At 67.3% G+C, this 11,782-nt stretch carries 9 protein-coding genes and 1 pseudogene; 6 read left to right on the top strand and 4 right to left on the bottom strand.

All coding sequences use genetic code 11. The features are described 5' to 3' along the window. Positions 1–31: 31 nt before the first annotated feature. Together ACR65K_RS05835 and ACR65K_RS05830 are read right to left on the bottom strand one after the other, a co-directional pair. A pseudogene (locus ACR65K_RS05835) lies at positions 32–1,473 on the bottom strand (DUF349 domain-containing protein). A gap of 274 nt (positions 1,474–1,747) precedes the next feature. Then, positions 1,748–2,566: a peptidylprolyl isomerase gene (locus tag ACR65K_RS05830; RefSeq protein WP_440151716.1), complete on the bottom strand. Its 819-nt coding sequence runs from the start codon at positions 2,564–2,566 to the stop codon at positions 1,748–1,750. A 230-nt stretch (positions 2,567–2,796) separates the two neighbouring features. On the opposite strand from ACR65K_RS05830, the gene hisS reads away from it, so the two are divergent. Then, entirely contained in the window at positions 2,797–4,164 is a 1,368-nt protein-coding gene (gene hisS / locus ACR65K_RS05825) for a histidine--tRNA ligase (protein WP_440151715.1), read from the top strand. Between the two features lie 11 nt (positions 4,165–4,175). Here the strand turns inward: hisS and ACR65K_RS05820 are convergent, their stop codons facing one another. After that, positions 4,176–5,429 (bottom strand): APC family permease, encoded by a 1,254-nt coding sequence (locus ACR65K_RS05820; RefSeq protein ID WP_440151713.1) that lies wholly within the window; start codon positions 5,427–5,429, stop codon positions 4,176–4,178. 96 nt (positions 5,430–5,525) lie between these two features. Between ACR65K_RS05820 and aspS the strand changes: the two genes are divergently transcribed. Both aspS and ACR65K_RS05810 read left to right on the top strand, forming a co-directional pair. Continuing rightward, a complete protein-coding gene (gene aspS, locus ACR65K_RS05815; protein ID WP_142031350.1) occupies positions 5,526–7,322 on the top strand; it encodes an aspartate--tRNA ligase in 1,797 nt (598 codons plus the stop codon). A gap of 86 nt (positions 7,323–7,408) precedes the next feature. Next, positions 7,409–8,239, top strand: coding sequence for a GNAT family N-acetyltransferase (locus ACR65K_RS05810; protein WP_440151710.1), 831 nt, complete (start codon positions 7,409–7,411; stop codon positions 8,237–8,239). A 16-nt stretch (positions 8,240–8,255) separates the two neighbouring features. On the opposite strand, the gene ACR65K_RS05805 is transcribed toward ACR65K_RS05810, so the two are convergent. Beyond that, on the bottom strand, positions 8,256–8,924 hold the full coding sequence (locus ACR65K_RS05805; RefSeq protein WP_440151708.1) for an acVLRF1 family peptidyl-tRNA hydrolase: 669 nt from the start codon (positions 8,922–8,924) through the stop codon (positions 8,256–8,258). A 61-nt stretch (positions 8,925–8,985) separates the two neighbouring features. Here ACR65K_RS05805 and ACR65K_RS05800 point away from each other — a divergent pair, with 61 nt between their 5' ends. The 3 genes from ACR65K_RS05800 to ACR65K_RS05790 all read left to right on the top strand — a co-directional run bounded on the left by ACR65K_RS05800 (position 8,986) and on the right by ACR65K_RS05790 (position 11,771). Beyond that, entirely contained in the window at positions 8,986–10,455 is a 1,470-nt protein-coding gene (locus tag ACR65K_RS05800; RefSeq protein ID WP_440151707.1) for a replication-associated recombination protein A, read from the top strand. 169 nt (positions 10,456–10,624) lie between these two features. Continuing rightward, positions 10,625–11,251 carry a 30S ribosomal protein S4 gene (gene rpsD / locus ACR65K_RS05795; protein ID WP_043454433.1) on the top strand — a complete coding sequence of 209 codons (627 nt, stop codon included), beginning with the start codon at positions 10,625–10,627 and terminating at the stop codon, positions 11,249–11,251. Positions 11,252–11,396: 145 nt separating this feature from the next. Beyond that, on the top strand, positions 11,397–11,771 hold the full coding sequence (locus ACR65K_RS05790; protein ID WP_056336614.1) for a DUF948 domain-containing protein: 375 nt from the start codon (positions 11,397–11,399) through the stop codon (positions 11,769–11,771). The last annotated feature ends 11 nt before the right edge of the window (positions 11,772–11,782 follow it).

Genomic DNA, 11,782 nt, shown 5'->3' with positions numbered 1-11,782 from the left:
GGCCTGTGCCCATCAGTTCAGGACAGGAACGTCAGGCAAGCTCGCTGGCTGAACGCTGGATCTGGTCGAGCCAGGCCTGGCGGGCCTCGAGTGCTTCCTGGGCAGCCTTGATCTTGCGCTGGTCGCCGCTCTTCTCAGCCTTGGCAAGGTCGTCCTGGAGCCCGGCGATGGCGGATTCCAGCTGCGAGAGTGCGCTGTTGGTACGAGCCTTGCGCTCGGGGTTTGACCGCTGCCACTGCTCTTCCTCCGCATGGCGCACGGCGTCTTCAACCTTCCGCAACCCGGCTTCGATCCGGCCCATGTCTGCGCGGGGAACCTTGCCGGCTTCCTCCCACCGGTCACGGACGGACTGGAGCGCCTTCTTGGCTGCTGCCAGGTCCTTCACCGGCAGGATGGCGCTGGCCTCGGCCAGCAGGGCCTCCTTCACCGTGAGGTTGGCGGCGTATTCCTGGTCGATCTCCTCGTTGGCGGCCTGGCGGGACGTGAAGAAGACATCCTGGGCGGCGCGGAACCGCGCCCAGAGGGCGTCGTCGTCCTTACGGCTTGCCCGCGGCGAAGCCTTCCACTGGTCCATCAGCCGGCGGTATTCACCGGCAGCATAGCCCCAGTCGGTAGACGTGGAGAGTGCCTCGGCCTCGGCAATCAGTTTCTCCTTGGCGGCCTTTGCGGCGGAGTTGTTGCTGTCCAGCTGGGAGAAGTAGGCCCGGCGGTGCCGGTCGAAGACGGTGCGGGCGGCGCGGAAGCGCTTCCACAGGGCGTCTTCGTTGCTGCGGCCCAGGCGGACGCCGCTCTTCTGGGCTGCCTTCCAGTTCTCGAAGAGCTCATTCATCCGGGCACTGGAGGTCTTCCACTGTGTCTGGGCGGGATCCTGGCCGGAGATTTCCTCTGCTTCCGCCACGATGGCTTCACGGGCTGCTAGCTCAGAGGCGCGCACGGCGTCGTGCTCGGCCTTTTCAGCCTTCTCCAGTTCGGTAATCTGGCCTGCCAGCTTGTCCAGGCGCGCCTCGGCTGAGCGGAGATCACCCACCATGTTCCGTTCGGCAAGCTGCTCGCGCAGGTGCGTTACGGTCTTCTGCATGTCGGTGCTGGGGGCCTTGGAGCTGACGCGCTGCTCCAGGAGCACGATCTGGGCCACAACGTCATCGTATTTCCGCGCGAAGTAGAGCAGCGCTTCGTCGTCGCTGACACCCGGGTACTGGCCCACGGAGTGTTCCTCGCCATCGATGGTCAGGTAGACGTGGCGTCCCCCTCCACCCTGCCCCATTTGGAGGCCTCGGCGACAGACGTGCCGGGCGCAGCAGGAACCGTGGCTGCGGCGGGAGCGGCGGCAGCAGGCTTGGGGCGCGATGCGAATGCTGCAGGCGACGGAGCGGAAGGCCGCGGTCCGGGAGCCGGGGCGTTGGCAGCGGCCGCGGCAGGCGCGGACTCTTCAACGGTGGTCCCGTTGTCCCGGTCCCCAGCGCTCTGGTCCACGCCCTGGTTCTCAGCGCCCTGGTTCTCCTCGCCCTGGTTCTCAACGCTCTGGTTTTCGGCTTCCTGCCCTGCACCCTCGTCGGAAGCCGCGGCTTCAGGGGTTACGGGGGACTGCCCGGCATCGGCACCAGTACCGCCAACCTCGGCCGGAGCCGCTGTTTCGGTCACGTCTGTTGCTGTTTCGTCGGATTTCTGACTGTCTGTCACCGCTAAAAGTCTTTCGCTTGGAGGGAAATACTCACGTGCTGCACCGTGGCCTGTCCGGCCCGGCTTCCTACTTCAGAGAGAACGAGTCTATCGTGACTGGTTGTTTTGGCGCGCCGTCCGTGTCGCCGGCCGCGGGGGTGATGCCTGCGGCGGCGATCTTGGACACGACATCAAGCCCCGACGTCACCTTCCCCACCACGGTATAGCCGCCCGCCGTGTCTGCGGGAATGACGGTGTCCTTATAAACAATGAAGAACTGCGTTCCATTGCCGTAAGCATTGTTCCCCGTGCGGGCCACGGCGATGGTGCCTGCGGGGTAGGTGTTGTCGGCGGGCGTGTTTTCCAGCGGACCCCACGTGTAGTTCGGGTCGCCCTGCCCGTCGCCGTTGGGGGAGCCGCACTGCAGCACGCCGAACTGGTCCGCGGTGGTGAGCCGGTGGCATGACTTGCCATTGAAGTAGCCCTCGTCGCTGAGCGACTTGAAGACGGCGGCCGCCTGCGGAGCCCTGGTCCCGTCCACTTCCACGCCCAGCGGGCTGCCGTTCAGCAGCAACTCGCCAGTGAACGTTTTGCCCGCTGCGGTGTCCGCGGACGGAATGTTTGGTCCGTTGGTTGCCGGGGCCGAGGGCGTGGCCGGGGCGCTTGCAGATGCCGACGGATCCGTCAGCCCTGCCTGCGCGGCGGCATATTCGTCCTCGGTGGGGTTTCCGGCGAACGCGGTGAGTTGGAGGACGACGGCGAGCAGCACGGCGGCGGTTCCGGCGCCGCCGGCTACGAGGTTGTCGCGCTTCCGGCGCTTCTCCTGGGTGCGCCGGAGCTCACGCTTGGCCTCCATCTGCTGGATGCGCCGCTTTGTCTCGCGTGCACTGCGTGAACTGGCCGCCAAGGGTCCTCCTCGTCGTCGGGCTGCTGGTGCCCTGCGGGTGGCCGCAGGGCGCAGGTATCAGGGCCAGGCTTTGCGCGTCCGCCGCATTAGAGATGCACACAGATGACGCATAAACTGGCTGCCGCACATAGTTTATGCATGGCCCGCTGTTCTGCCGCCGTATGCCCGCCGTTGCGCGGGCCGGGCCGGCAGCTCCGGCGCACCTTCCATTCCTAAGGAGAACCTTCCCCATGGCACGCACCGCCTCCCTGTCCGGATTCCCCGAGTGGCTTCCCGAGGAGCGGCTGGTGGAGCTGCATGTGCTCGATACCCTGCGCCGGGTCTTTGAACTGCACGGGTTCTCCTCGATCGAAACCCGCGCGGTGGAGACGGTGGGGCAGCTGCTGCGCAAGGGCGAGATCGACAAGGAAGTGTACGGACTGAGCCGGCTCCAGGAGGACGAGAGCGATAACCCCGTCAAGGGCGGCAAAGCCGACCCCCACGCGCTTGCCCTGCATTTCGACCTGACGGTGCCCTTCGCCCGCTACGTGGTGGAAAACGCCGGCTACCTGGCCTTTCCCTTCCGCCGCTACCAGATCCAAAAAGTGTGGCGCGGCGAGCGGCCCCAGGAAGGCCGCGCACGCGAGTTCACCCAGGCGGACATCGACGTGGTGGGCGACGGCGAGCTTCCGTTCCGTTACGACGTCGAGATCGCGCTGGTGATCGCCGAGGCACTCAGCGCCCTGCCCATCCCCGATTTCCGCCTCAGGATCAACAACCGCAAACTCGCTGAAGGTTTCTACCGGGGCATCGGCCTCGACGACACCGCAGGCGTCCTGCGCAGCATCGACAAGCTCGAAAAGATCGGCCCCGCAAAGGTGGCCGGGCTGCTGAAGGAAGAACTCGGCGCCACCGACGAACAGGCGCAGAAAGCCCTGCAGCTTGCCGCCATCCGCACCGAAGACACGTCCTTTGTGGCCCAGATCCGCGCGCTGGGCGTCACCAACGAACTCCTTGATGAAGGCCTGGACGAGCTGGAGCAGGTCATCGACGCCGCCGTGCAGCGCGCTCCCGGAAAGGTGCTGGCAGACCTCAGCATCGCCCGCGGCCTGGACTACTACACCGGCACGGTCGTGGAAACCGTCCTTGTGGGCCACGAACAGCTGGGATCCATTTGCTCAGGCGGCCGGTACGATGCCCTGGCGTCGAAGGGCAACCGGAAGTTCCCGGGGGTGGGACTCTCCATCGGCGTCACCCGCCTGGTGTCCCGGATCCTGAGCCAGGACCTCGCCAAAGCCTCCCGCTCCGTTCCCACCGCAGTGCTGGTGGCCCTGAACCATGACAACAGCTGGGGTACGGCCCAGGACGTTGCCGCACTGCTGCGCAGCCGGGGCATTCCCACCGAAGTTGCGGCCAAGGCGGAGAAGTTCGGCAAGCAGATCAAGTTCGCGGACCGCAGGGGAATCCCGTATGTGTGGTTCACGGACGACGACGGCACCCACCAGGTGAAGGACATCCGCACCGGCGAGCAGGTGCTGGCGGCCCCTGAAACCTGGATGCCGCCCCTGGAGGACCTGGCGGTTCAGGTGGAGACAACCGCGGCCGCAGCCTCCGTCTAGGAGGCGGGCGTTTACGGCGCCGGCTGGTGCTGCCGGAACCGCAGCACCAGCCAGCGTCCAAGCACCCCGGCGGCGAGGACCGCCGTCATGGTCAGGACTGACGCGGGCGGCAAAGTGAAGGCAAGCACCACGCACCCCAGGAAGCCCAGCACGTTCAACCAGCGCGGAGCGTAACCGGGGTGGGCGGCAAGGGTAAAGGCCGATGCGTTGGCGACTGCGTAGTAGACCAGCACGCCGAAGCTTGAAAAGCCCACGACGGTCATCACGTCGGTGGTCAGCAGCAGCAGGATGACGACGGCGGCCACGGCCAGTTCGGCGATGAACGGAACGGTGTGGGCGCCGCCCACCCTGGCCAGCGGTCCCGGGAGATCGCGCTCCCTCGCCATGGCAAGCGTTGTCCTCCCTACGCCCGTGATCAGTGCCAGGAGGGCGCCCAGGCACGCCGCGGCAGCTCCTGCCTGCACCAGCGGTGCCGCCGCCGCCAGCCGGCTGTCCAGCACGGCGTCCAGCAGGGGAGTGCTGGTGGACCCAAGCCGCGCTCCGAGGTGTGCCTGCAGGAGCAGCGCCAGCAGCAGGTAGATGGCGAAGGCGGCCGCCAGGGCCGCGAGGATGGCACGGGGGATGGCACGCGCGGGATTCCTGACCTCTTCGCCCAGTGTGGCGATCCGGGCATACCCCGCAAACGCGAAGAACATCAGGCCGGCGGCAGGGAGGACACCCGCCGCACCCCCGGAGGGCACACCTGCCGGCTCCGCCGCCGGGTGCGGACCCAGCACGGCCGCGGTGCCCACGAACACCAGTGTCGCCAGGACCATGCACAGCAGGATCCGGGTCAGCAGGGCTGTCCGGGTGATGCCCAACAGGTTAACGCCGGTCAGAGCCACGACGGCGGCCACGGCGACCGGGACCGCGTAGTCATGCGCCACATAGCTGCCGAACGTCAACGCCATGGCTGCACAGGACGCGGTCTTGCCGGTCACGAAACCCCAGCCGGCCAGGAAACCCGGCCATTCGCCGAGCTGTTTCCGGCCGTACACGTAGGTTCCACCGCTGGTGGGGTACCTCGCCGCCAGGGCTGCGGAGGCCACGGCGTTGCAGTACGCCACAATTCCGGCAACGGCCACGGACAGGACCAGAAGATTCCCGGCAAGTGCCGCGGCCGGGGAGAACACCACAAACACTCCGGCGCCCAGCATGGAACCAAGGCCGATGGCGGTGGCGTCAAAGGTTCCCAGCCTGCGTTGCAGCTGCTGCGGTTCGCTCATGCGGCGGCAGTCCCTTTCCAACGGGTAAACTCGGACGGGATCGTTCCCGCAACGATCATATTGACTTCCCACTGTTTTCCCGCAGAAAGGCGTGCTGTGCTGCGCACACATGACCTCGGATCCCTTCGTTCCGAGCACATTGGACAAACCGTAACCCTGGCCGGCTGGGTGGGCCGCCGCCGTGATCACGGTGGTGTGGCTTTCGTGGACCTGCGCGACGCTTCCGGCGTGGCCCAGGTGGTGGTCCGCGAGGAAGAAGTGTTCCACGGACTGCGCAACGAGTACGTCCTGCAGGTCAAAGGCACCGTATCCAGGCGCCCGGAAGGCAACGAGAACCCGGCGCTGGCCACGGGCGACATCGAGGTCATCGCCGAGGACGTCACCATCCTCAACACCTCGGACCCGCTGCCGTTCCAGATCGACGAGCACGTGGAAGTCGGCGAGGAAGCCCGGCTTAAGCACCGCTACCTGGACCTCCGCCGTCCCGGCCCCAGCCGCAACCTGCGCCTCCGTTCCGAGGCGAACCGGGTGGCGCGCGAGCTGCTCCACCATGAGGGCTACGTGGAGATCGAGACGCCCACGCTGACGCGTTCGACGCCGGAAGGCGCCCGTGACTTCCTGGTTCCGGCACGCCTGGCTCCGGGTTCCTGGTATGCGCTGCCGCAGTCCCCGCAGCTGTTCAAGCAGCTCCTGCAGGTGGGCGGCTTCGAAAAGTACTACCAGATTGCCCGCTGCTACCGGGACGAGGACTTCCGTGCGGACCGGCAGCCAGAGTTCACGCAGCTGGACATCGAGGCGAGCTTCGTGGACCAGGACGACATCATCCGGCTCGGCGAAAACATCGTCAAAGCGGTGTGGCAGCTCATCGGCGTCGACATCCCCACGCCTATCCAGCGGATCACGTATGCCGATGCCATGGCGCGCTACGGCTCGGACAAGCCGGACCTGCGCTTCGGCCAGGAACTGACCGAGCTCACCGACTTCTTCAAGGACACCAACTTCGGCGTCTTCAAGGCGCCCTACGTCGGCGCCGTCGTTATGCCTGGCGGCGCCTCGCAGGCACGCCGCGCCCTTGATGCCTGGCAGGAATGGGCCAAGCAGCGCGGCGCGAAGGGCCTGGCCTATGTCCTCTACAAGGAAGACGGCGAGCTCGCCGGACCGGTGGCCAAGAACCTCACCGAAATCGAGCGCGCCGGCCTGGCCGACGCCGTTGGCGCCAAGCCCGGCGACTGCATCTTCTTCGCCGCCGGTGAGAAAACGCCGTCGCGTGCCCTTCTGGGTGCTGCACGCGTCGAGATCGGCCACCGCACTGGCCTGATCGATCCCACCGCCTGGGCCTTCTGCTGGGTTGTGGACGCGCCGATGTTCGAGCCTGCCGCAGCCGCTGTTGCCTCTGGCGACGTCGCCGTCGGCGGAGGACAGTGGACCGCTGTCCACCACGCCTTCACCTCACCCAAGCCGGAGTTCCTTGACACTTTTGACAAGGATCCCGAGTCGGCGCTTTCCTACGCCTACGACATCGTCTGCAACGGCAACGAAATCGGCGGCGGCTCCATCCGTATCCACCAGCGCGACGTGCAGGAGCGCGTGTTCGAGCTGATGGGCCTGGACAAGGACGACGCCCAGACCAAGTTCGGCTTCCTGCTGGAGGGCTTCAAGTACGGCGCCCCGCCGCATGGCGGCATTGCCTTCGGTTGGGACCGTGTTGTATCGCTGCTGGCGGGCGTTGAGTCCATCCGCGATGTCATCGCCTTCCCGAAGTCCGGCGGCGGCCACGACCCCCTGACCGATGCTCCGGCCCCCATCACGCCGCAGCAGCGCAAGGAGGCAGGCGTGGACTTCAAGCCTGAGGCCAGAAAGCCGGAAGAGAAGAAGCCCGAAGAGAAGCAGTAGCAGCACGGACGCTGCCGTAAGGCGGCGGCCAGCGGAGGCTCCCCGGATCACCGGGGAGCCTCCGCTGTTAACAAAGGAGCTGTCCGTTGTCCGCTTTGGGCACCATCGAACCCGCACCCCTGGACCTCGAAGCCGCCATGGATGCCGCCTGGCCTGCCCTGGAACGGCATGACGCCGGCGGCTGGGTCCTTCGCGCAGCCGGCGGCGTGACCCAGCGTGCCAACTCCATCTGGCCGCGCGCCCTCACGGCCGGGCAGTCCGGTGACGACCTTCCCGGCCTGCTCCGCGAAGCCCGGGCCTGGTACCGCAGGAAGCGGCTGCCTGTCATCTTCCAGTTGTTCGACAACCCTGCAGCGTCGGCACTCCACGATCTTCTCGACGCGGAAGGCTTTACCCGCCAGTCCGAGACCCTGGTGATGACCCTCAGCGCCTCGGCGGATCCAGTTCCGGAAGCCATCACGGGTACCCCCGAAACGGAACTTTCGCCAATCGAACTGTCCACGGAGCCGTCCCCGGACTGGCTGCGGGTCTGGTGGGAGGTGGACGGCCGTGGCGGGGAGGATGCCCTGGCAACTGCACAGGCAATTCTCGAAGGATGCCCGTCAGTGTACGCGCTGCTTCGCGATGGCGATGGCCGGGCCGCCGCCGTCGGCCGGCTGGCCCTTGCCGACGGTGCCAGGCATGGCGGCCTGTACTGCATGGCCACCCTGCCGGACGCCTGCCGCCGTGGCTTCGGGACAGCCATCATGCGGGCCCTGCTGCAGGCCGGTGTGGAGCAGGGCGTGGCAGAGTTCTGGCTGCTGGTCACCGCCGCCAACCACGGGGCACAGGCGTTGTATGCACAAGCCGGATTCCGGGACGCGGGCCGCTACCTGTACCGGCAGGAACGGCCCCGCCGGGCCCTGACTGGTTGTTAAGCCTCCGCTGGCTGCGCTAGCCATGCGGGTCGGTCACCGTGATCCGGACCGAGCAGGCGTCCGCCGCTGCTTTCTTCAGGACGGCGGCCCGGGGTTCAGCCACGTCCAGGTAGGCGAGGCGCGGCAGACGGGCGTAATCACGGAGGGCTGGTTCCGCCAGGACCTGGTCCGCCAGGGTCCGGTCGCCGCCCGGCACCAGGTACTCGAAGGCCGCTGCAGCCAAGACTTCAGCCGCCTGCTGTGCCACTGCCGACACCAACGCATCCGCCTGGTTGGAACGGCGGCGCGCGAACCGCTGCTGGGACTGGCCGCCTGCAGCGGTGCGTGACTGGACGTACCTGGTGCCTGCCTTGGACGCCAGCAGCATTCCCTCGCTGGCCACCCCGATGCCGTAGCCGCCCCGCCGCACCAGCAGCAGTCCCAGCCGGCGGGGCTGGGACGCCAGGGCGGCCAGCCGCTCCAGGGGCCCGCTGCCGCGTCCCGGCCGCCCGTCGGCCGGCCACGGCCCCTGCAGCAGCGCCTCGGCGCCGTCAGCCGCCACAAGGCGGAGGCCGTCGTCGTCATCCTGCAGCGTGTACCCGCCGTGCGAGGCGCCAAACCTTTCCGCCCAGCCGGGCAGCCGGGTGCCGGGCACGAACGCGGTCCGGACGGAGGGCGGACCGCCGGCGGCAGCGGGGGCAGGCATGGGGGTTCCTTCGGTGCCAGGGGGAGGAAAAACACGGGTCAACTGGAAGTAGCCTATCTATGTGGATGATCTCTTCGGGCACGGGCCGGAAAACGACGACGACGACGGTCCGGCCGCCGGGGTAAGCACCGGTACCCGGGGCCAGGGTTCGCGGGGCAATGCCTCCCCGCGCGGTCCGCTGGCCGTCCGGATGCGTCCGCGCACCCTGGATGAAGTGGTGGGCCAGCAGCACCTGCTGGGCCAGGGGTCCCCGCTGCGGCAGCTGGCGGCGGGCGCCGGGGCGGACACCTCCGGCCCGGCGGGTCCTACCTCCCTCATCCTGTGGGGACCGCCCGGCACGGGCAAGACCACGCTGGCACACGTCATTGCGCGCGGACCCGGGCGGAAGTTCGTGGAGCTGTCCGCCATCACCGCAGGCGTCAAGGATGTCCGCCGCGTCATGGACGACGCCCTGACCGCCAGGGACCTGTACAAGACCACCACGGTGCTGTTCCTTGACGAGATCCACCGGTTCAACAAAGCCCAGCAGGACGCGCTGCTGCCAGGCGTCGAAAACAGGTGGGTGGTCCTGGTCGCTGCCACCACGGAAAATCCCTCCTTTTCGGTGGTCTCGCCCCTGCTGTCCCGCTCCCTGCTCCTCACGCTCAAACCCCTCACCGACGCCGATATCGCGGGCCTCCTGGTGCGCGCCGTGGAGGACCCGCGCGGGCTGGGCGGCAAGGTCCGGCTCAGCGACGACGCTTTGGATCACCTGGTCCGGCTGTCCGGCGGGGACGCGCGGAGGGCGCTTACCGCGCTGGAGGCCGCGGCCGGCGTGGCTTTCGGTGACGCGGACGACGTCGAACGTTCCGTGGGGGAGGACAGCGCAGCTGAGGTGCCGGTCACCGCGGAGCCGGTCATCGTTGAACTTCGCCACACCGAGCGCGCCCTGGACGCCGCCGCCGTCCGCTATGACCGTGCCGGCGACCAGCACTACGACGTCATCAGCGCCTTCATCAAGTCCATCAGGGGCTCGGACGTTGACGCCGCCCTGCATTACCTCGCCCGGATGCTGGAAGCGGGGGAGGATCCGCGGTTCGTGGCCCGGCGGATCGTCATTTCCGCGGCAGAGGACGTGGGCATGGCGGACCCCACCGCGCTGCAGACCGCCGTGGCCGCGGCGCAGGCAGTGCAGCTGATCGGGATGCCGGAGGGGCGGATCATCCTGGCGGAGGCCGTGGTCCACCTGGCCACCGCACCAAAATCGAACGCGGCCTACATGGGCATCAACAAGGCCATCGCGGACGTGCGGGCGGGCCTTGGCGTCGGGATTCCGGCGCACCTGCGGGATGCGCACTACCCCGGGTCCAAGCAGCTGGGACACGGTGTGGGCTACAAGTACGCCCACGACGCCCCGCATGCAGTGTCCACCCAGCAGTACCCGCCGGACGACCTGGTGGGCCGGGACTACTACCAGCCCACCGGCAACGGCGCGGAAAGGGACATCGCCCAGCGGTTGGAGCGACTGCGGAAGATTGTGCGGGGCAAGTAGCTGCCGTGGTAGGCTGGATGTTTGTCTGGCAAGGCACGGACGCAAAATCTCCCCAATTCACGTTGGGAAGGCTATGCCCTGGGCCCAGTAGCAAAAGGCGGCGGTTGGCCGATGCTCTCCATCCTGGAGGCCAGTAACACTGACAACCGTAGATATTGGAAGGACACCAGTGGCTAACAACACTCGTGCTCGCCGTCAGGCCCGCCTCTCGCGGTCCCTCGGCATCGCTCTGACCCCCAAGGCCGCCAAGTACATGGAGCGCCGCCCGTACGGCCCCGGTGAGCATGGCCGTGCCCGCAAGAAGCAGGACTCCGACTACGCCGTACGTCTGCGCGAAAAGCAGCGTCTGCGCGCCCAGTACGGCATCCGCGAAGCACAGATGACCCGTGCTTTCGAGGAAGCCCGCCGCACCAAGGGCCTGACCGGTGAAAACCTCATCGAACTGCTCGAAATGCGCCTCGACGCCCTGGTCCTGCGTGCCGGTTTCGCCCGCACCATCGCCCAGGCCCGCCAGCTGGTTGTGCACCGTCACATCATGGTTGACGGCATCCGCGTTGACCGCCCGTCGTTCCGCGTCGGCGAAGGCCAGCTGGTCCACGTCCACAGCCGCAGCGAGACCATGGTTCCGCTCCAGGTTGCCGCAGCCGGTGCACACCGCGATGTCCTGCCTGCCGTTCCGGCCTACCTGGACGTCAAGCTGGAAGCCCTGCAGGCACGCCTCGTGCGCCGCCCCAAGCGCTCTGAAATCCCGGTGACCTGCGAAGAGCAGCTCGTCGTCGAATTCTACGCACGCTAAATCCCAGCAGCGTATCCAAAGAAGCCCGTGGCAAGCGCCGCGGGCTTCTTTGTATGTAAGGTACTTGGGGGACATCTGCGCAACGGGCCTTCCGTGCATGCGGCGGATGTGGCTCAACCACAGAATTTCAAGGAGATGAACGTCTATGTCTGGTGGCGATATTGCCGGCCTGATCGCTGCCGGGGTGTTTGCACTCCTGGTGCTGCTGCTCGCGGTCCCTATCCTGAAACTGGGTAAAGTCTTCGACGAGGTGCGGACCGCCATCAGGTCCATCAGCGACGGCGCCACGCCCCTGATGGACGAGGTCACAGCTACCGTCTCCACCACCAACCAGCAGCTGAAGAAGGTGGACGGTATCTCGTCCAACGTCTCAGATGCGTCTGCCAACATTTCGGCCCTGTCCTCGCTGGTAGCCGCCACCGTCGGTTCACCGCTGATCAAGGTCGCGGCGTTCAGCTACGGCGTGCGCAGTGCCTTCGCCAACCGCCGGAAGCCCGCTGCCGGCCGCCGCAGCCGCTAGATTCGAAGAGA

It is taken from the genome of Arthrobacter sp. SAFR-179, assembly GCF_059414945.1.
This window is presented reverse-complemented; position numbering and strand designations above follow the sequence as displayed.

Bases quoted from the DNA above. Each gene is read 5' to 3' on its own strand.
- hisS (WP_440151715.1), top strand. From the start codon at position 2,797: ATGGCACGCACCGCCTCCCTGTCCGGATTCCCCGAGTGGCTTCCCGAG.
- ACR65K_RS05820 (WP_440151713.1), bottom strand. From the start codon at position 5,429: ATGAGCGAACCGCAGCAGCTGCAACGCAGGCTGGGAACCTTTGACGCC.
- ACR65K_RS05805 (WP_440151708.1), bottom strand. From the start codon at position 8,924: ATGCCTGCCCCCGCTGCCGCCGGCGGTCCGCCCTCCGTCCGGACCGCG.
- ACR65K_RS05790 (WP_056336614.1), top strand. From the start codon at position 11,397: ATGTCTGGTGGCGATATTGCCGGCCTGATCGCTGCCGGGGTGTTTGCA.